Raw genomic sequence first — 19,501 nt, forward strand, 5'->3', positions numbered from 1 at the left:
CTCATGCCACCTCCTTCACGAGCTGCATGCTGGACATGTCTTCCGCCAGATGCGCGCGCAGGCGCTTGCGCAGGCTATGGAAATCATCGCTGTCGAGGATCGCCTCGTCACGCGGACGCGGCAGGTCCACCTTGATGACTTCCTTGATATGACCGGGGTTACGGCCCATCACCACGATCTTGTCGGCAAGGAAAATCGCCTCGTCGATATCGTGGGTGACGAACAATGCCGTCTTCTTGTGACGCTCCCAGATGCGCAGCAGTTCGGTGCCCATGATCTCGCGGGTCTGCGCATCGAGCGCGCCGAACGGCTCGTCCATCAACAGCACGTCCGGATCGACAGCGAGCGCCCGGGCGATATTGACACGCTGGCGCATGCCGCCGGAAAGCTGGTGCGGATGATAGTCGGAGAAACGGCTCAAGCCCACGAGCCGGATCATCTGCATGGCCCGCTCGTTAAGGTCGCCGCCGTTCCAGCGCTGCATTTCCAGCCCGAACTTGACGTTGCCGCGCACCGAACGCCAGGGCAGAAGCGACGCTTCCTGAAACACCACGGCGCGGTCGGGACCAGGACCGGTCACCTGCTTGCCGTCGATCTTGATCGAACCGCGCGACAGGTTCACGAGCCCGGCCACCGCCATCAAAAGCGTGCTCTTACCGCAACCGGACGAGCCGACGATGGTGACGAATTCGCCCTTTTCGATCGACAACTCAACGTTATCAACGGCGGAAAACACCTCGTTGCTCTTCGGCTTGCGGTAATCGATCCCGAGATCGCGGATTTCAATCTGCGCCACTTTGTTATTCCTCCTGGAGCGGGTTCCCACCCGCTCTCGCCATACTATCATACAAACAGAAAGCTTACTTGGGTTTCCATTCGTTATAGGTGTCGTGGAACGTGCCGACCCAGTATTTTGCGAGCGGCATCGGCTCCTTGTAGCTGCCGTTCATGATGCCGATGTCCCAGAAGGCCTTCATGCCGGCATCGCTCGCCAGACGGCCGTCTTCGAAAACCTCGTCGATGAAGTCGTCGTAACCGCGGGCGAGATAGGTCTCTTCAAGACCGAGCTTGGAGGCGAGCAGCTTGACCGACTCCTCCTTATGCTCCTTCGACCAGCGCACCGCCTTGGCAAAACCGCGCAGTACGGCCTTGATGGCGTTCGGATCGTTCTTGATGAAGTCCTCGCGTGCATAGAAGCAGTGGAACGGGAAGTCAGGCGTGATCGACTTCTGCTGCAGCAGAAGATTCATGCCGCGATCGGCCGCCATGAATTTTTCCGGCGTCGCGAAGATATTCACCTCGAGCTGGCCGGCTTCCATCGCGGCGAGGCGCGGAACCGAACCGCCACCCTGGACGATCTGTACGTCGCTCTTGGCATTGATGTCCTTGGTGGCGAGCGCATAACGAGTCAGGAAGTCGGTCGAAGAACCGAAGGTCGAGATGCCGAAGCGCTTGCCCTTGGCTTCTTCCAACGTCTTGATCGCCGGCACCGAATACCAGTCGAACACGGCCATGTTGAAGCCGCCGTAGAAGATCTTCACGCCTTGGCCGCTTTCGACGCCGAGCAGCGCTTCGGAAAACGCGCCGACGCCGATATCGACCGAGCCGGCGACCATGCCGCGCACCAGTTCCGTGCCGCCCTTGAAGGCGACGACCTTCACGTTGACGCCCTCTTCCTTGAAGAAGCCCTGCGCGTCAGCGACATAGATCGGCAGCAGAGTCGAGGTGTTGAGCGGCAGGCCGATCGTGATGTCCTTCTTCTCGATCGCCTGAGCGTTTGCCACGCCCCACGACAGCGCGGTCACCGCCGCCGCCGTCGCAAATGTCTTCAGAAATTTCAGCATTCTCTCCTCCTTGTGCGATGCCGCCTCTCCTCCGCGGCATCTGTGGTGTTTGAACTCTTGGCCTTAAGCGGCCTCGCTTTTCGAAGCCGGGGAATTTGTCAGGCTCCGCATCAGGCTGCGCGCTTCGGCAATCGCCACCGGATCACCGCTCGCGAAAGCTTCGATCCGCTGCAGCGTCCGCGCCACGGCCGGTGCCAGACTTGCAATCTTGCGATCGAGCACGGCCTGCGGATCTTCACCGGAATTCTGCGGCCAGACTGCCTCTTGTGTCTGCCCCTTCACCGAGACGACAACCCGCGCGGGCCAACCCTCATCAACAAGGCTTTCATCGGCAGAAACCGTGACCAGTTTTGCGAATGCCAGAACGTCCGCGCCGAACGGCCGGCTACGATCAACATCCATCTGCCGGGCCGGCTCGAATGCGGCTATGCCGAGCTGCAGGCCGAGATGGGCAATGGTCGAAAGACGATCCTCGGCGGTGAGCGGCCGGCTCACCACCGGTACCGCAACCGGCGGCAGGAAGACCTGCGCGCTTTCGATATCGGCCGCATCGACGCCCTTTTGCACAAGGCTGGAAAACGCCTGAATGGCATTGATGCCCTGGCGAGCGGAAACGAAAGGTTTTGCCGTGACCCGCGCAATCGCGCCGGGATCGACATGCCGGGCCTCGAGCGCCACAGCAGCAGTTGCCTGCCCTTTCATCCACCCAGGTGAAAAGAGATCGAGGTCGCCCTTCACGCCTGCCTTGGCGGCAAGCGCCGCGCGAATGCCCTTGAGCGTCGCCTCGCCGATCGCCAACCAGCGGGCCGAGGGCATGCCCGAGGGACGACCGTTACGGCCCGAACTGCCGGCCATCGAAAGCACGAGTGCCTGCGCCACCTGCTCATCGGAAAGGCCCATCGCGATGGCCGCGCTGACAGCCGCCACCGCAGGAGCGGCAAACAGACCCGGCCATGTTTCCGGCAAGGCAGAAACGCCGCCGACCGCTTCGGACAGAGCAACGCCAACGGCGTGACCTGCCGCGACAGCCTTCACATAGGTGGAGATATCCTGCGCAAAACTCAGCGCCGCCGGCACCGCCATCGCATCCGGCGTGGCGCAGGATGGCACATGGATCGCGTCCCATTCCGTAAACCTGATAACCGCCGACGCGCCCGCAGCAAAGGAGACTGCGTCGCCCGCACCGGTCTCGCGATAGAAGTCCAGCAACAATGCGCCTTCCGTCGCGCCGGCACCCGCCGCAAGACATGCGAGCGCGTCGGCGGTATGCAGGGTGACGAGATCGCGGAGACCCTTGTCCCCGCCATCGATCGTCGAAAGAATGGAAACGAGATCGCGTGCGTTCATTCGGCCGCCTCTCGCAGAACTTTTTCGCCGACCCCGACCGGACGGGAAGCGACGATCGTTTCGTCATCCAGCACAAACGCCGTCGTCAGGATGCCGTATGGCACCGGTACGGCAAGGCGTGTCTCGGCATCCGCCACGATCTTCAGCGGCCGCGTGCCATGCGGCGCCTCCAGATGCCAGTCGATCAGCTTGGCGCCGTCGGGGAGATAGAAAGCCGAAATCGACCCGTCGGCCGGCTGGGCGGGAGACGCCCTGTCCAGCGCCGCGCTCACGGAGGAGAGGCGCGCTCCGATTTCGGAAACTGCAGAGAAAGTCTCGATGCGACGAACCCAGACACCGTTATAGGCGATCGAGAGCCGGACCGCGAACGTGCGCCCGAGTTCGGCTTTGCCGCTGCGGATGAAGCGGCGATCTTTCGAAAGATCGGGCGCCACTGCCATGTAGCATTCTTCCGCACCGGCAAGTCGGACGGCCCGTTCGACAGGCCCTGTGAAATCGCCGGCAAATTTCGATGTCACGTCGCCGGCCCTGAAAGCCTCACGAGCGATATCATCCGTCATACGCACGAGGTTCAGTTCCGCACGGTCCAACTGGCTACGAACACCGGTGAACAGCTCGGTCGCATCCGAAAGCTCGAGCGGCAGAACCGAAACGATCTCATCCACCACGCCGCCCGGCATGCGATCCAGCTCGACAACGCCGAGACGTTTTGCACCGACCTTGGCCAGCCGCTCGCCGGCGAGCTTCCCCGGGAAAGGTGAATGCGCCACTTCGAAGGTCGGAGCGACGGACTTCACCCATTCGCCGACGCGCTTCGACAGCGCCGTCAGGAAGATCGGCATGCCTTCGCGCAAAACCAGAACAAGCCCGTCCGACCAATAGGGCGTGAAGCCTGATACCCAGGTGACGCCCGCCGAACGCACATGGTTCGTATAGATCAGCACGCCGTCGAGGCCGGCAGCCGCGATTGCAGCCTGCAGCCGCGCCTGCCGGGCCTTGACGTCGGCGGTGGAAAGTTCGTCTTCGCGCCAGAGGATCAGACCGTGTCTCATGCGGCAGCCCTCTTCGCATCCACCGAGAACAGTTTTCGCGGCGTCTTGGTCAAGATTTCCGGCCCGTCGGCGCGGACGATCAGCGAGTCGCCGTGCACGAAATAACCGATCTCGGGATTGTAGGTGTTCGGATGCACGATCAATGACATGCCTTCCTCGATCACCGTATTCACGTCTTCGAGAATATGCGGCTTGGTGTCGGGGAACAGACCAAGGCCATGACCGCGCACGCGGGTATATTCGCTGGTGACGTAATCGCCCAAACCGTGAGCCCGGAAAATATCGTTCTCGGCGCGGGCGATGTCCGCGGCCGTTACACCCGGCTTCACAACCGCAAGCCCGGCTTCCAGCGCGTCGTTATAGATGCCGAACACCTTGCGCTGCGCCTCGTTCGGTTCGCCGATGACGAGCGTCCGGCAGATCTGGACGTAATAGCCGTTGACGCAGGGGGTCAGCTCGGTGGTCACCAGATCGCCGGGCTTCAGAACCTTGCCGAGCGGCGGCGCCATGCCGCGCACTTCCGGGCCGCCGACGCCTATGATCATGAAATTGTCGTCGACGCCTTCGTTGCGGAAGAAGGATTCGATCTCTGCGATCAGTTCATAGTCCTTCTTGCCGACGGCAGCGGCATTGCGAAAGATCGCATACCCTTCATCGGCGAGACGGGCCGCACCACGGATCGCGGCCAGCTCATCCGCTGTCTTCACCATCAGCAGACGATCGACCAGAGCCGTCGCATCCTCGAAACGAAGATCGCCGCGGCGCGCGGCAAGCCCATAAGGCAGATGCCGCTTAGGGCCGGCTGCGATGCGGCTGTTGCCGAGCCGGCCGATGACGTCGGACACGGTCTCGATCAGGTTATCGGCGACGACGGTCTTGACTTCCGGGCATTCTACTGAAGCCCGCTCGCCTTCCAGTTCGTCGTCAAGATAGAGGGTGACGTCGCCGTCTTTCGTGACGACTGCCAACCCCTCGCCCTCCAGAATGCCAAAATCGGCGGCATAACGCAGGTAATCATTCTGCCAGGCATTGCCGTAGAGCACGAGGCCATCCAGCCCCGCGTCCACCATCGCCTCGATCAATCGCTTCTTGCGGATTTCGCCGATCATGACGCGCTCCTCAGCCGTTCACTGCGATGCGCTGCGGCAGGGCGGCTTCGCCGTAACCATAGTCGCGAGCCGCTGCTTCCGCCGACACGAGACCGTTGGCGATATCCTCTTCGAGATCCGAACGCGAGCGGTTGCGCGGATCGCCGTAGCCACCGCCGCCGGCGGTCAGGAAGGTGATGCGATCGCCGGGCGTGAACTGCACGTCGGTCGCTTTGTGAACCTGCTGGCGCGAACCATCGGCGCGGTCGATGATCGCCATCGAAATCTCGCCCGTCTTGCCGCCGTGCAGGCCCCAGGGCGGGGTGACGGTACGGTCGAAATTGATATTGCCGCGGCAGCCGCGCATGCAGCGATAGGTCAGTTCGATGCCGAGACCGCCGCGATGTTCGCCCGCGCCGCCGGAGTCCGGACGCAGCGCATGGCGCTCGATGATAAACGGATACTTGATCTCCTGCAGCTCGACCGGCGTGTTGCGCACGTCGCCCTGGCAGACGGAAACCGCAGCGGATTCACCGTCCTCATGCGGACGACCGCCCCAGCCGCCGCCGAAGATGTTCATCAGCAGGAAGCGCGAACCATCGTCGTAGAAACCGAAGAAGGAGCAGCCACCCATGTCGCCTTTGTGGGCAGCCGGGATGAGTTCCGGCACGGCCGGCGCCAAGGCTTTCAGGATCGTGTCGATGACGGTCGGCAGCGCGATGCTCCATTGGCCAAGCGCCGCCGGCGGGCGGGCCGAGAGGATCGTGCCGTCCGGCAGATCGACGTTGAGCGCCCGGAAGCAGCCCTCGTTGACGTCCAGTTCCGGCGAAGTGAGCGCCTTGAAGGCGACACGTGCCGCCGCGATGCCACCCGAACGGCCGGAATTCAGCGGGCCATTGACCTGCGGATGCATGCCGTGGAAATCGACGGTGATGGTCGACCCAGAGACGATGACCTTGACGGCGATCCTGAGCGGCGTCGCGAGATCGCGGCCATCGTTGTCGAGATAGCTTTCGGCCGAATAGGTGCCGTCCGGAATACGCTCTATGACCTGACGCACCGCATTGTCGGCGTGGTCCCAGATGGTCTCGACGCAGCTTTCCACCACGCCGCGGCCATAACGGGCGACAAGTTCGGAATAACGCTTCGCGCCGATCTGGCACGACGCGATCTGGGCACGCAGGTCGCCAAGGCTGGCATCCGGATAACGGATATTGTCCTGAATGATCTGGTAGAGCGTGTCGTTCAGCTCGCCCGCCTTGTAGATCTTCAAGGACCGCATCTGCAGGCCTTCGGAGAAGATGTCGGTCGTGGCGTTGGAACCGAAACCCTGGCGGCCGCCGCCGATGTCGACCCAGTGCGCACGGTTGGCGGCAAAGCCGATCAGCTCGCCGTCATGGAAGCAGGGCGCGTAAACGACCACGTTGTTCAGGTGCTGGCCGCAGATATGGCCATGGTTCATGACGAGAACGTCGCCTTCCGCGAAACCCGTGAGACCGTATTTCTTGATACCGTCTTCGACCGCAATGCCGAGATCGGCGAGGAAGATCGGCAGGCCGCCGCGGTTCTGCGAGATCATCCGGCCCGTCGTGTCGATCAGGCCGCAGCAATAGTCGCGGACCTCGTAGATCATCATGTTGTAGGCGGATTTGCACAGCGCCTCGGCCATCTCGTCGCCATAAGCGACGATGGCATTGCGGACGACTTCGACGGTGATCGGATCGTTTTTCTGGAGGGTCATGGATCTTATTCCTCGCTCTGCTTGGCGAGCGTCACCAGGAGATGGCCGGCTTCGTGGACAACGACCTCGTCGCCGGGATGGATCAGGATGGTGGAGTTCGGCTCTTCGATCACGGCCGGACCGGTGAGCTTGAAACCGGCCGGCAGCGCCGGGCGCCAGTAGATGGCTGTCTTGAGCGGCTTCGAGGCATCGTTGAAGACCACGTCACGGCTGCCGACTTCCGCTTCCGCTTCCGGTTCCCACGGACGCGACAGCCATTCCTCTGCGACATTGTCGGTGCGGGCAGCGGTCAGAACGAGGCGCAAGCTGACGACTTCCAGCGCTTCCGTCGGAGCCGACTGGCTATAACGACGGTCGTGCTCGGCATCGAAACGCTTGCGGACTTCGCTCGTATCACCGGAAAGCTGCGCGGTCTCCTCAAGCGGGATCGAGATCGCATGTTCCTGACCGACATAACGCAGGTCGGCGAAGAAGCGATAATCGGCCTCCGTTTCGGAAATGCCGTCGCGCTTCATCTGCTCCTTGGCGCTTGAAACGAGTTCGGCATAAACCTTGTTGACCGTCTCTTCCGAAAGCTCGCCAACGCGGCCGATGAAGGTCTGGACGAAATCCTGCCGCCAAGAGGCCATCAGCATGCCGAGTGCCGAGAACGTGCCCGGCAGTTTCGGGATGATGACCTGCGGAATGTAGATTTCTCGGGCGATAGCGATCGCATGCAGCGGTCCTGCACCGCCGAAGGCGATCATCGCCGTATCGCGCGGGTCGATACCCTTGTGGATCGAGACGGCCCGAACCGAAAGCGACATGGACGTATCGGCGATCTTGGCGACGCCGAGCGCCGCTTCCACCGCATTGAGGCCGAGCCCATTGCCGACCTTGTTCAGCATCGCCCGCTCGGAGGCGGCCTTGTCAAGCGGCATGCCGCCGTTCAGGAAACGCTGCGGATTGATGCGACCGAGGATCAGGTCGGCATCGGTGACAACAGGCAAGTCCGCCCCCTTGCCATAGCAGGCAGGGCCCGGATCGGCGCCGACGCTCTGCGGGCCGACATGCAGGCCACCGGCATTGTCGACCCAGGCGATCGAACCGCCGCCGGCGCCGACTTCGACGATATTGACGACCGGCAGCTGCATCGGCTGGCCATCGGCCTCTTCGCCGATAACGTAACCGGTTTCGATCGCCGGCGCTCCATCGGTGATCAGGCTCGACTTGGCGGTCGTGCCGCCCATGTCGAAGCCGATGCAACGCTTGAGGCCGAGCATCTTGGCAAGCCGACCCGCGCCGATCATACCGGCGACCGGGCCGGATTCCATCATCGAGACCGGCTGTTCCTGCGCTTGCCCGATCGACATCACGCCGCCGTTGGAGCGCATGATATGGATCTTGCCGCCGAAAGCGCCCGAGCGGAGATAGGTTTCGAGGCGCTTCAGGTAACCTCCGACACGCGGGCCGACGAAGGCGTTGAGCGCGGTCGTCGAGGAACGCTCGTATTCGCGGTACTCGCGGAGAATTTCATGCGACAGCGTCACGAAGATATTCGGCAGCGTCTGGCGCAGCATGTCGCCGACGCGGCGCTCATGCGAAGGATTGGCCCAGGAATGCAGCAGGCAGACCGCGACGGATTCAACGCCGGCCGCTTGGATCTCGGAAATGATCGCGATAATCGCCTTCTCGTCCAAGGTTTCCAGAACCTCGCCGGAAGCCAGAACACGTTCCGGGATCTCGAAGGTCAGGCTGCGCGGCACCAGCGGCTGCGGGCGCTTGAAGAACAGGTTGAAAGCCTGGATGCGGTTCGAGCGGCCGATCGCGTAGACATCGCGGAAACCGGTCGTGGTGATCAGCGCCGTGCGGGCGCCCTTGCGCTCCAGCACCGTGTTGATGGCAATCGTCGAACCATGCAGAATTTCGTTCAGCTCGTTAGGATCGCAGTTGGCGAGTTCCAGGCTGCGGGCAATACCCTGGGTCGGATCGGCCGGCACGGTCGAGGTCTTCGACGTCACGATCTTGCCGTCGACATAACCGACGAGATCGGTAAACGTACCGCCAATATCAATTCCGACAATATTCATGCGTCCTCCTGTCCGCATACGAACCGCATGCGGAAAACTGTCTCTGTATGGATTGCGCCGAGACCTCGGCCAGCGATGGCAGGAACACTCCAGCTGACGGTTATCGCGTCAGGCTCCCATTTGGATCGTTCATGCCATTCCTCATCCTCGATCAGCATTTGAGCGTCTCGACCAGTAACTAGCAACGGGTTGGGGGGCTTTAGGTTTGATAGCCTATAGGCTATAGGTTATCACCATGTTCAATGTCACGCTCCGCCGAATGGAAGTTCTGGTTGCAGTGGTCGAGGAAGGAAGCTTCGCGGCCGCGGCGGATCGTTTCGGCATCGCCCAGCCCTCCGTCAGCGCCCATATCATGGCGATCGAGAAGGAAATCGGCGGTCAGGTCTTCATCCGCCGTCGGGGCCGCAAACCACTGCTGACCGAGATTGGCCGAAGCGTGTTGCAACATGCGCGCGAGCTTCTCGAAGAAGCCAATGACATGCGGGCCGAGGTCGTAAAAATTCGCGGCGAAACCGGCCAGCAAGTCGTGCTCTCGTGCCAGCGCAGCCTCGCCAACTTCGTTTTGCGCAAGGAAATCACAGCCTTCGCGCTGGCGCGGCCGGATATCCAGCTGGTTCTGAGAATAGGCAAGCAGGAAGATGTTTTTGCCGAAGTGCGCGACGGCGTGGCCGATGTCGGCTGTTTTCTCGGCAACGAAGACCTGCGCGGCGTGCGCGCCGAGATCATCGGCCGGGAAAAACTGGTGCTGATCGCCGGCCCGAACCATGCGCTCGCCCGCCGCAAAAGGATCAAGCCGCAAGATGTGGCGCGTTACGATTTCGTCGGCCCGCCGCCATCATCGCTTTTCGGCCGAGGCGTTTCGAAACTGCTGGCGGGCGCCGGCATCAATCACGTGAAGGTGGCAGCGCAGGCAACGGAATACCAGTTCCTGCGCGAATTCGTGGTGGCAGGCGTCGGCATTGCCTGTTCGCTGGAGCGAAGCGTGGCGGCCGATATCGAACGCGGCCAGCTTGCGAAACTCGACTTTGCCGGCGACGACCTCCATTTCGATGTCCGCCAGATCGCCTCGATCCGCCGGCCGCTCTCGAAGCCGGCGGCCGACCTGATGGAATATCTCCGCACGCACCACAAGGCTTATGCCTGATCGAAGTCTCGGCTGATCATTGCGGCCGCGCGGAAAGCGCCAGCCGCGCGCCAAAACCGATCAACAGGGACGCGAAAATCCATTTCTGCACCGTTTGCACCAAGGGATGCCGCCTCAAGAACTGACCGAGCGCCGAGCCTACAAAGGATAATGTCGCATCGAAAGCGAAACCCACCGAGACGAGCACGATCCCGAGAAACAGAAACTGGCCGGCCACGCCGCCCTCTGCCGTGTGAATGAACTGCGGCAACAGCACCGAGCAGAACAGCAGCGGCTTCGGATTGAGAAAATTTGTGAGCAGCCCGCGTCCGATATCGCCCTTATAGGAGGCCGAACGGTGTTCGGTGGCAACCGAATGTTCCGGCAGAAGCGAGGCTGCGCGCAGGATGCCGATCCCCAGCCAGACGAGATAGAGACTGCCCACCAGCTTGACGATATCGAAGGCCAGCGGCGACGTGCGGAGCAACGCTGCAAGTCCCAGTGCGGCCAGCGCCACATGTACCCCTCGGGATGCCGCTAAACCTGCTGCTGCCGCCATAGCGTGTGTCGTACCGCGCGCCGTGCCGACCTGCAGAACCAGCACCATATCCGGCCCCGGCAGAAGATAGGCGACGGTCAGTGCGCCTAGAAAAATCCATAGCTCGGCCATGTGTCTTCTCCTTTTCGGCGAGATTTCTACCGCCGAAAGCCGGAGCATGTCCTTGCGAAGACAGCCAAGAAGAGCGAGATTATTGGCATATCAATAACGCAGGTAATTCTATTCGGTGATTTTATGCCAACATTGAAACTTGATGCGATCGACCGCAAAATCCTTGCCGCTCTGCAGCGCAACGCCCGGCTGACCAATGTGGAACTGGCGGATGAAGTTGGTCTTTCGCCTTCGCCATGCCTGAGACGGGTCAAAATCCTCGAAGAGGCCGGCGTTATAAGCGGCTATCATGCCAGCCTCAGCCGCACTGAACTCGGCCTTGGTTTGACGATTTTTGTCGGGGTGCGGGTGGAGCGCCATCATGACACCGCGCCGGATGCATTGAGCGACGCAATCCGTGATGTGCCGGAAATTATCGCCTGTCATCTGGTGTCGGGCGAAGCGGATTTCCTGCTACAGGTCGTTGTCACCGATCTTGCGGCTTACGAGAAGCTGCTGCTCGGTATCCTGCTCAAGCTGCCGGGCGTCGCAGATATCCGCAGCAATTTTGCGATCCGCGCGCTGAAGGAAACGGCTCCGCTGCCGCTCGGCCATCTGCCGAGCTGAGACTATTTGGCCCGGCTTTCGGCCACATTCCGACCGGATGACCGTATCCGCAGAAACTCTTCCTTGATACGGCCCGCAATGCGGATGATGCCGCGCCGGGCAAACGGTTCTATCGTCCGAGCGATCCCCCAGGAGACGAACAGCAGAGCGAAGAGCAAGCCCACCGCCACCAGCCATCGGTTCTGCTCGGTACCGAAATTAGCAAAAGCCGCATAGCCGATATTCTGGTGCAGCAGATAAAGCGGATAGGTAAGTCCGCCGAGGCCGACCGCCACAGCTGGTGAAATCCGAAGTGACGGCAGCAGCGCTGCAAGCGTCATCGCGCCAAGCGCCACCGGCCCAATCAGCGCCAGACCGAAAACACTGCGATCCAGCGCATAGGTTTCGACGAAATCCGGCTGGGTCAGGAATGGGCTGGCGATTGCCCAACAGGCAGCAGCAGCGAGAACACAAAGATTCGCGAGACCCGGCTGCTTCTGCACCTTGTAAAGCGCCAGGCCGAAAGCGAAATAACCGGAATATTCGGTGATCAGCAATTTCTGCACCGCGCCACTGCCGATCATCGTTTCGTTCAGCACCGAGATGGCGAGCCATGTAATGACGGCAATCCGCCAGCCTCGCTCGAACACGCCGGTCGCGATCGCCAGGAAAACCCAGGCGTAGAAGATGATCTCATAGGCGATCGTCCAGTAGGCGCCGTCGAGAAACGGCTGGCCAAGCCCGCGCGAGATGATGACGACATGCGCCAGCCATTGCTTGACGGTGGGCGGATCGAGTGTCGGTACGTGCCAAATGGCCAGAACGGCGGCGGTGATCGTGGCGCAGACGATGAATGTCGGCCAGAGCCGCGCAAAACGCCCGGCCGCAAAGTCATAGGCCGAACGGCCTTCCGCCGACATGGTAATGACATAACCGGAAATCGCAAAGAAGATCAGCAGGCCAGTATCGAACCAGATGGCGAACGGCGCCAATTCCGGAAAGCCGATACCACCGCCCTCGCCGGATATCCGCATGCGGAAACCATAGTGGAACATCAGGACCATCAGCGCCGAGGCAAGGCGGAGAATATCCAGATTGAGCAGGCGGGGCGTCTTGGGAGCAGCCATCCGATCCTCGGCAGACAATGGAAATTCCAGCCAGGATAACTGAACAGCCTTGGGAAATGGTGAATCAGCAGATGACAATCCGAGCGTTTTCAATGCCAAGCCCGTGCAAAAGCTTTCCTTTCCGCCCCAAATAGCGTTTGTTGTCAGTTTAATGACAAAGACTTTTCATCACGAAGGGAGGGTTCGGTGACGGTTTTTCTTTGCAACGCCTGCGGCACATCTTTCGACGCGGGAGACGAGGCGCCGCAAAGCTGCCCGATCTGCGCCGACGAGCGGCAATACGTTCCTCCCCCGGGTCAGAGCTGGACGACGCCTGCAAAGCTCGCCGCCACGCATCGCAATACCTGGCTTGAACTGGAACCGGGCCTTACGGCGATCCAGACCGTGCCCGCCTTCGCGATCAACCAACGCGCGCTGCTGCTGCGCACGCCTGCCGGCAATATCCTTTGGGACTGCATCGCCTTGCTGGATGACGCGACGAAAGCGCTTATCAAATCGCTCGGCGGGCTCAGCGCCATCGCCATTTCCCATCCGCATTATTACACGACCATGCAGGACTGGGCCGTTGCCTTCGATGCGCCGATCTATCTGCACGCTAGGGACCGTGAATGGATTTGCCGTCCTTCGGATCACATCCGGTTATGGGATGAGGATGCGCTCGTGCTTTCCTCTTCCGTCACGCTCGTGCATGGGGGCGGGCATTTCGATGGCGGCACGGTGCTGCATTGGACGGGCGAAGACGGCAAGGGCGTGCTGCTCGCCGGCGATATCGTCCAGGTCACGCCCGGCACCGACCATGTCTCCTTCATGTGGAGCTATCCGAACATGATACCGCTCAGCGCACCAGAAGTGGCAGACGTCGCAGAACGTCTTGCACCCTGGCCGTTCGAGCGCATCTATGGCGCCTTCACGCATCAGAATGTTCGGCAAGACGGCAACGCCATCGTCGCCCGCTCCGCAAAGCGCTACATCGACCGCATATCCAAATGAAAACGCGCGGGTGTTCGAGACCCGCGCGTTTCATCCAAACCTGATGCTGTGATCGTTACTTCAGGCCAAGCAGCTTTTTCGCGTTGCCCTCATAGATCTTTTGACGGGTGGCATCGGAAATGTTCATGTTGTCGAGAACCTTGATGGTCTCGCGAATATACATCGGGCCACCTTCCGGATCGAACGGCGCGTCCGATGCGAAAACGACGCGGTCTTCGCCGAAGAATTCGATCGCATGCTCGATCGCCTTGGTCGAACCGAAGCTCGCCGTGTCGGCATAAAATTCCTTGAAATACTCGAGATGCGGACGCTCCAGCGCCTTCAGCACGGTCGAAAGGTCGCGATCGGACGTGCGCTTGCCCATCTGGTCCCAGCCGGCGCCGACGCGGCCTTCGAAAAAGGGCACCATGCCGCCGGCATGGTGGGTGACGATCTTCAGGCCCTTGTACTTGTCGAACATGCGCGAGAAGACGAGGCGGGCCATCGCGGCCGACGTTTCGTATGGCCAACCGAAAGTCCAGAAGATTTCGTATTCGGAGCGGTCTTCGGTGAGATAGTCCGGGAAGTTCGCGCCGCGCGACGGATGCAGAAAGATCGGTTTGCCGGCCTTCGCCATATATTCGAAAAAGGGTTCGAATTCCGGACGGTCGAGCGGCTTGCCGCTGTAATTGGTAAAGATCTGGATCGCATGCGCGCCGAGTTCCTCGATCACGCGGCGGGTTTCCTTCATCATCCATTCCTGGTTTTCCATCGGCACGGTGGCGATGAAGGCCGGGAAGCGTTCCGGATATTTCTGGCAGAGTTCGGCCATCGAATCGTTACCGATCTGGGCGAGATCCATGGCGCGTTCGATGCCGGCCAGCTTTTCGAGCGGCGGCGAAGCGAGCGACAGAACCTGCTGGTAGTCTTCGCCGTAAAGATCCATCACCTGGAAGCGGCGATCGAGGTCGGTCATCATCGGCACCGCGCCGGAGCGCATGGTGACGTCGGTCATCGTGCCGATATAGCCGATCAGGCGGTCGAAAAACGGTTTTGGCCAGATGTGGTTGAAAATATCGATCTTCTTCATGGGTGCTCCTCCAAGCTCATCCGCGCGGACTGCCGCCCCGCAGACTAAAAATTCCACGCGCGAAAAGGCTGAAGCCAAAGCTCTGCCCCGCTCGCCGCCAAGATGCGAACGCGGGCATTTAAAGTCAACACATTTTCTTGCAATATGAGATTATTGATTAGAAATGTGATGCCGATGAGAGGCCAGCGCAGCACTGATCTCACCGGCGGCGAGTAGAACTTCCCGGCCGATCTCGTCCGAAAGCGCGTCCCGCACCTGGGTTTCCGCCATGGTCATGGAAATGCTGGCAATTGGACTTTGTCCCGCATCGAAGATCGGCGCGGCAAAGCCAACGACGCCCGGCGTCACCTCGCCATGCGCCAGAGCATAGCCGGCTTTGCGGACTGCTTTGAGGGCATCGAGCACCTCTTCAATTGTCTCCCCGACGCCCGCGACCTGCCAATCTCCAAGCGTACGCTTCAGGAGCGGCAGCAGGTGACGGCGCGGCAGGAAAGCGATGATCGACCGGCCGATCGCGCCACGGCTGAGCGGCATCGGTCGCCCGCGCGGATAGCTGGTCAGCGGCTCGCGGCTAGAACTGAGGGAATCGACACAAAGGATCTTGTCGCCATACCAGCGCACCAGTAGAGCCGTACATTCATAGCGGGCGGTCAATTTTTGCAGATAGGGCGCGCCGGACAGGAGCAGGTTGTCGGACTTGCGGAGCAGATAATCCATCTCCACCACGCGCGGCCCGAGCGTGAAGCCCGTGTTCGGCATCGAGGTGAGGAAACCGGTATCCTTAAGGATCTTCAGGTAACGGTAGAGCGTCGGCCGGCTGTAACCCAGCTCCTCCATCAACTCCTCGGGCGTCCATTCCAACCGGTCCTCGGTGAAAACCTCCAGCACCGCCTGCAGGCGTTCGAGACTGTTGACGGCCTTTTTCCTCAAGATGATCCGCTCTCCCTATCGTGCCGGTTCATGTTTCCGGATAACGATAGACGCGAAAAAGGCAATGGCAATAGGGCTTTATTCGGCAGCGTGCAGGGCAGCGAACCGCATGCCCTCCGGCGTGCTGGCCGACTGCTCTGAGACCACGACGCGGCGGACAGCTGCCAGATATTCGGCCTGCAACGCGGTCGGCTGCCAGTTGCGGCGGGTGGTGATACCGATCGAAAGTGGTTTCGCCGGCACCTCGAAATCGAGCAGCGTCAGGAACCCGGCTTTCAGCTCGTGCCGCAGCTGATGGCGTGAGAGAAGCGCCAGCCGATCCGACTGCATCAGCAGGCCGCGTAGCGTCGTAAGCGATCCGGTCTCGACCGTACCCTGCCGCTGTCGGCCTTCCGGAAACCGTGCCGCCAGCGCATCGAACGTATTGCGGTTCGGCGTGCCTTTGCGCGCTACGACCCAGGGGTAATCGGCAAGGTTCGCAACCGAAACATCCGCCCTGCTCGCCAGCGGATGTCCCGCGCCGGCAACGACTGCCAGCCGGAAATCGAACAGCAGCTCCTGATTGAGCGATGGCGAGATACGGCTGCGCAAGGCGCCGATCAGGAAATCAATATGCCCCATCTCGAGATCGCTGAGCAGCTGTTCGTAGCTGCCCTCAATAATTTCGAACCGCGCCAGCGGATAGGTGGAGGAGAGAGATGCGATCGCATCCGGCACGATCGTCGTACGGGCCATCGGCAGCGCGCCGATCGACACCAGACCGTCGAACTTGCCCCGCAGCTCCAGAACTTCTTCCGTAGCGTTGCCGAGTTCTTTCAGCGAAAGGCCTGCCCAGCGGGCCACGGCGCGACCGGTGCCCGTCAGCCTCGTCGCCCGCCCATCCGCCTCGAACAGGTTCGAACCGAGGACCGCTTCCGCGCTGCGTGCGGTCCGCTGAACCGCCGCACCCGACTGTTCGAGAATACGCGCCGCCCCCGGAAAACCGCCCGCCTGCGCAAAAGCCTGCAGTGCGCGGAGATGGGAAATCGTCAGCCGGGCATCAGCCCCGGAACCCCGTTGCGGCACATCGGGGTTAAGCCGCTGACAGCCAGTGCGGATCAATTCCAGCGCACGCAGCGACCGCGCCTGCACCACTCGGCCTTCCGGCGTCGCCATGGCATGGCCGGGCGCCCGCTCCAGAAGCCGGGTGCCGAACAGGTCTTCGAGACGGGAAATGGCTTGCGAAGCGGCAGGCTGGGTCACGCCGACGATATCGGCCGCCTGGGTGAGTGAACCCGTGCGCAGGCAGGCGCAGAAGAGACGAATATGACGCAGATTGGGGTATTCCACGTTCAGTCCTCCCCCGCCGTCCTCCCGGCAGTCGGTCGAAGTGGGAACCGGGCAAGCCTATCACCTGCCCGGCCAATCTCAAAATCAGAGCGCGACGCTCTTTTCGCCGGTCAGCTGCTCATTCATCCATTCCGCGCTGGCGCGAATGCCGCCGAGCGGGAAGACGTGGATCTGCTGGATCAGGCTTTCGGGATGCGCTGCCTTATAGTCGGCGATTTCTGCCAGAACTTCCGTCGGCTCGTAAGGCGTCAACAGCTTGGACAGGTCCATGGCGCGTTTCTGCAGCACGTTGAGCGAAGGGCCGACGCCGCAGGCGATCGCGAACTTGATCAGCGTCTGCAGCTTGGTCGGGCCGGCAATGCCTAGATGGATCGGCAGCTTGACGCCGGCTGCTGCGATACGCTCCGCCCAGGCGATGACCGGCTTGGCATCGAAGGCGAACTGCGTGGCGATCGCCATTTCGGCGCCGGAGCGCTCGGCGAATGCATGCTTGATCCGCAAAGCCTCGTCGACGATCCTGGTGCTGCCGTCGAGGTCGATATCCTTGTTGCCTTCCGGGTGGCCGGCAACATGCAGGCGCTTGAAATGGTACTTGTCGAACAGACCGGAATCGATCAGCTGCATGGAGTTGTTCAGATCGCCAGCCGGCGATGCTACGCCGCCACCGAGCAGCAGCGCCTGTTCGACGCCGGCTTCATTGTGGTAGCGCTTGATCCAGTCCTCGAGCGTCGCAAGCGTCGGAATGATGCGGGCCGGGAAATGCGGCATGACGGCAAAACCGTCATCGGTAAGGCGCTTGGCCGTCGAAACCATGTCCTCGATCGGCGTGCCTTCGATATGGGCGATATAGACGCGCGTGCCCTTCGGCAGCAGCGTCTTGAAGTCTTCGACCTTTGCCGCGGTGCGCGGCATGACTTCGATCGAATAACCGGCAATCAGATCCCTGAAACCGGCGGGCTCGGCGGGTTTTTCTTCCTGTCTGCCCTTGAATAGATTTAACAGTGCCATCGTCTAACCTCCCCCGCTTGACCAATGATGAAACGCCCGATCCAGAGGGCGGAACGGCGTGCGAGAATTGTCTTCTCGCACGCCAAGGCCATTAGAGGGCCTTCTTGGTGCGCCAGCTTTCGGCGTAATTTTCACGTGCTTCCTGTGCGTAAGGCACAGCAGCGACGCGAACGCGGATTTCAGCCTGGCCGTGGTTCTGCTCGACGGAGGTCTTGGACGTGCCGTCATCCGGTTCGCCCCAGATAAGCGTCAGAATGTCGTTTTCCTTGATGTCGGCATCGACGACGCCGAGCGACAGCATGGAACGCTCGTTGTAGGAGTAACCGTTGAACATCGACAGGCCGACCACCTTGCCGTCCTTCATGACCTTGTCGAAGCTCGACGAGGCGTAGTTGGAAAGCGGGAAGTCGATCCACTTCTTGGCCTGTTCACCCGGCTGGAAGGCCGAAGCGATAACCTTGACCACATCGTCGGAATTCCACTCGAAGGTCACCTTGCGGCGCTGCGGAGTAGCCTTCTGCTTTTCGACGGCGGCGCGGCCGACGAAGTCGTGGTCGAACTTGACGTAGACGCCGTAACCCAGCTCGTAAGGGTTCAGGTAATAGTCTTCGATATTGTCGGAAACGAAGCTGCCGCCGATCGAGCCGGACGCTTCGTAGCTCTGGGCCGAAAGCCAGTCGCGGTAACCCTGCAGCTCATCGCCGGTATAGATCGCCGGGAGCGGCGACGGGATCCAGCCGGATTCCAGCGTGTTGGTGGCATAGGCGCGGCTGCCGACCGGGCGAAGGTCAACGCCGGCTTCTTCAGCGGCCTTGATGATGGCGGCGCGGACTTCGTCCTTCTGGTCGTAAGGACCCCAGATTTCCAGACCCGGAGCGCCGGCCATGCCGTGACGCAGGGCCTGAACCTTGCGGCCGCCGACATTGATCCACTCGACGTGGAAGAACTTGATTTCCGGGATCGGGCCGCCGTTCATCTTTTCGAAGACCTTCGGCGCATCCGGACCCTGGATCTGGTAGCGGTAGTGAATGCGGGTGACGAGCTTGCCATCCGGGCGCGACGGCGAGCGCGGGTCATGCGTCAGCTTGACGTTGAACTTGCCGAGCGATGCATTGTAGAGCAGCCAGTTGGCGGTCGGGGCGCGGCCGACGAGAACGAACTTCTCTTCGGTTTCGCGGAAGATGATCATGTCGCCGATGACGTGACCGGCCGGCGTGACCGGAACGTAGTGCTTGGCACGGTTGGTGCCGAAATTGGCGAAGCTGTTGATCGACAGGCTTTCGAGGAACTTCGCGGCGTCAGCACCTTCGACGACGAGTTCGTCCATGTGGTGCGACTGATCGAAAAGAACGGCGCCATCGCGCCATGCAGCCTGTTCGGAACGCCAGTTGGAGAATTCCGGAGCGACGACCGGGTATACATAGATGCCAGTCTTGGAGTTGCGCAGATGCTCGACGGTGTTACCGGCATCCTTCAAAACTTGAGTGAGATTAGCCTGGGACACGGAATTCCTCCCTGTGGTTTGAAGT

At 61.2% G+C, this 19,501-nt stretch carries 17 protein-coding genes; 3 read left to right on the forward strand and 14 right to left on the reverse strand.

Annotated elements, in window-relative coordinates; all coding sequences use genetic code 11:
- Nucleotide 1: 1 nt before the first annotated feature.
- The 7 genes from KX729_RS21720 to KX729_RS21750 form a co-directional block, all read right to left on the reverse strand.
- Nucleotides 2–796, reverse strand: a complete 795-nt coding sequence (locus tag KX729_RS21720) for an ABC transporter ATP-binding protein (RefSeq protein WP_219744576.1) — start codon at nt 794–796, stop codon at nt 2–4.
- A 64-nt stretch (nt 797–860) separates the two neighbouring features.
- Nucleotides 861–1,844 carry an ABC transporter substrate-binding protein gene (locus tag KX729_RS21725; RefSeq protein WP_219744577.1) on the reverse strand — a complete coding sequence of 328 codons (984 nt, stop codon included), beginning with the start codon at nt 1,842–1,844 and terminating at the stop codon, nt 861–863.
- A 63-nt stretch (nt 1,845–1,907) separates the two neighbouring features.
- Nucleotides 1,908–3,191 (reverse strand): MmgE/PrpD family protein, encoded by a 1,284-nt coding sequence (locus KX729_RS21730; RefSeq protein WP_219744578.1) that lies wholly within the window; start codon nt 3,189–3,191, stop codon nt 1,908–1,910.
- On the reverse strand, nt 3,188–4,243 hold the full coding sequence (locus KX729_RS21735) for an aminopeptidase P family N-terminal domain-containing protein (protein WP_219744579.1): 1,056 nt from the start codon (nt 4,241–4,243) through the stop codon (nt 3,188–3,190). Before KX729_RS21735 ends, KX729_RS21730 begins: the two co-directional genes overlap by 4 nt.
- Entirely contained in the window at nt 4,240–5,352 is a 1,113-nt protein-coding gene (locus KX729_RS21740) for a M24 family metallopeptidase (protein ID WP_219744580.1), read from the reverse strand. Before KX729_RS21740 ends, KX729_RS21735 begins: the two co-directional genes overlap by 4 nt.
- A 10-nt stretch (nt 5,353–5,362) precedes the next feature.
- Nucleotides 5,363–7,072, reverse strand: a complete 1,710-nt coding sequence (locus tag KX729_RS21745; RefSeq protein ID WP_219744581.1) for a hydantoinase B/oxoprolinase family protein — start codon at nt 7,070–7,072, stop codon at nt 5,363–5,365.
- Between the two features lie 5 nt (nt 7,073–7,077).
- Nucleotides 7,078–9,141: a hydantoinase/oxoprolinase family protein gene (locus KX729_RS21750; RefSeq protein WP_219744582.1), complete on the reverse strand. Its 2,064-nt coding sequence runs from the start codon at nt 9,139–9,141 to the stop codon at nt 7,078–7,080.
- A 235-nt stretch (nt 9,142–9,376) separates the two neighbouring features.
- On the opposite strand from KX729_RS21750, the gene KX729_RS21755 reads away from it, so the two are divergent.
- Nucleotides 9,377–10,285: a LysR family transcriptional regulator gene (locus KX729_RS21755; protein ID WP_219744583.1), complete on the forward strand. Its 909-nt coding sequence runs from the start codon at nt 9,377–9,379 to the stop codon at nt 10,283–10,285.
- Nucleotides 10,286–10,301: 16 nt separating this feature from the next.
- On the opposite strand, the gene KX729_RS21760 is transcribed toward KX729_RS21755, so the two are convergent.
- Nucleotides 10,302–10,934, reverse strand: a complete 633-nt coding sequence (locus KX729_RS21760) for a LysE family translocator (protein ID WP_219744584.1) — start codon at nt 10,932–10,934, stop codon at nt 10,302–10,304.
- A 123-nt stretch (nt 10,935–11,057) separates the two neighbouring features.
- Between KX729_RS21760 and KX729_RS21765 the strand changes: the two genes are divergently transcribed.
- A complete protein-coding gene (locus KX729_RS21765; protein WP_219744585.1) occupies nt 11,058–11,540 on the forward strand; it encodes an Lrp/AsnC family transcriptional regulator in 483 nt (160 codons plus the stop codon).
- Between the two features lie 2 nt (nt 11,541–11,542).
- On the opposite strand, the gene KX729_RS21770 is transcribed toward KX729_RS21765, so the two are convergent.
- Complete coding sequence (locus KX729_RS21770) at nt 11,543–12,646, reverse strand: acyltransferase family protein (RefSeq protein ID WP_219744586.1); 1,104 nt, start codon at nt 12,644–12,646, stop codon at nt 11,543–11,545.
- Nucleotides 12,647–12,832: 186 nt separating this feature from the next.
- On the opposite strand from KX729_RS21770, the gene KX729_RS21775 reads away from it, so the two are divergent.
- Complete coding sequence (locus tag KX729_RS21775; RefSeq protein ID WP_219744587.1) at nt 12,833–13,636, forward strand: MBL fold metallo-hydrolase; 804 nt, start codon at nt 12,833–12,835, stop codon at nt 13,634–13,636.
- A 55-nt stretch (nt 13,637–13,691) separates the two neighbouring features.
- Here KX729_RS21775 and KX729_RS21780 read toward each other — a convergent pair whose 3' ends face one another.
- From KX729_RS21780 to ligM, 5 genes are all read right to left on the reverse strand, one after another.
- Nucleotides 13,692–14,705 carry an amidohydrolase family protein gene (locus tag KX729_RS21780; protein WP_219744588.1) on the reverse strand — a complete coding sequence of 338 codons (1,014 nt, stop codon included), beginning with the start codon at nt 14,703–14,705 and terminating at the stop codon, nt 13,692–13,694.
- A gap of 150 nt (nt 14,706–14,855) precedes the next feature.
- Nucleotides 14,856–15,635: an IclR family transcriptional regulator gene (locus KX729_RS21785; RefSeq protein WP_219744589.1), complete on the reverse strand. Its 780-nt coding sequence runs from the start codon at nt 15,633–15,635 to the stop codon at nt 14,856–14,858.
- Nucleotides 15,636–15,713: 78 nt separating this feature from the next.
- On the reverse strand, nt 15,714–16,964 hold the full coding sequence (locus KX729_RS21790; RefSeq protein ID WP_219744590.1) for a LysR substrate-binding domain-containing protein: 1,251 nt from the start codon (nt 16,962–16,964) through the stop codon (nt 15,714–15,716).
- 84 nt (nt 16,965–17,048) lie between these two features.
- Nucleotides 17,049–17,972 carry a methylenetetrahydrofolate reductase gene (locus KX729_RS21795; RefSeq protein WP_219744591.1) on the reverse strand — a complete coding sequence of 308 codons (924 nt, stop codon included), beginning with the start codon at nt 17,970–17,972 and terminating at the stop codon, nt 17,049–17,051.
- Nucleotides 17,973–18,063: 91 nt separating this feature from the next.
- The gene (gene ligM, locus KX729_RS21800; RefSeq protein WP_219744592.1) at nt 18,064–19,476 is read right to left on the reverse strand and encodes a vanillate/3-O-methylgallate O-demethylase; all 1,413 of its coding nucleotides are present in this window, start codon (nt 19,474–19,476) and stop codon (nt 18,064–18,066) included.
- Between the last annotated feature and the right edge of the window lie 25 nt (nt 19,477–19,501).

The sequence above is a fragment of the Neorhizobium populisoli genome, assembly GCF_019430945.1.
GTDB classification, from domain to species: domain Bacteria; phylum Pseudomonadota; class Alphaproteobacteria; order Rhizobiales; family Rhizobiaceae; genus Neorhizobium; species Neorhizobium populisoli.

Coding starts and splice junctions, on each gene's coding strand:
- KX729_RS21780 (WP_219744588.1), bottom strand. CDS start 14,705: ATGAAGAAGATCGATATTTTCAACCACATCTGGCCAAAACCGTTTTTC.
- KX729_RS21795 (WP_219744591.1), bottom strand. CDS start 17,972: ATGGCACTGTTAAATCTATTCAAGGGCAGACAGGAAGAAAAACCCGCC.
- KX729_RS21735 (WP_219744579.1), bottom strand. CDS start 4,243: ATGAGACACGGTCTGATCCTCTGGCGCGAAGACGAACTTTCCACCGCC.
- KX729_RS21745 (WP_219744581.1), bottom strand. CDS start 7,072: ATGACCCTCCAGAAAAACGATCCGATCACCGTCGAAGTCGTCCGCAAT.
- KX729_RS21770 (WP_219744586.1), bottom strand. CDS start 12,646: ATGGCTGCTCCCAAGACGCCCCGCCTGCTCAATCTGGATATTCTCCGC.
- KX729_RS21755 (WP_219744583.1), top strand. CDS start 9,377: ATGTTCAATGTCACGCTCCGCCGAATGGAAGTTCTGGTTGCAGTGGTC.
- KX729_RS21760 (WP_219744584.1), bottom strand. CDS start 10,934: ATGGCCGAGCTATGGATTTTTCTAGGCGCACTGACCGTCGCCTATCTT.
- KX729_RS21750 (WP_219744582.1), bottom strand. CDS start 9,141: ATGAATATTGTCGGAATTGATATTGGCGGTACGTTTACCGATCTCGTC.
- KX729_RS21765 (WP_219744585.1), top strand. CDS start 11,058: ATGCCAACATTGAAACTTGATGCGATCGACCGCAAAATCCTTGCCGCT.
- KX729_RS21730 (WP_219744578.1), bottom strand. CDS start 3,191: ATGAACGCACGCGATCTCGTTTCCATTCTTTCGACGATCGATGGCGGG.
- KX729_RS21740 (WP_219744580.1), bottom strand. CDS start 5,352: ATGATCGGCGAAATCCGCAAGAAGCGATTGATCGAGGCGATGGTGGAC.
- KX729_RS21725 (WP_219744577.1), bottom strand. CDS start 1,844: ATGCTGAAATTTCTGAAGACATTTGCGACGGCGGCGGCGGTGACCGCG.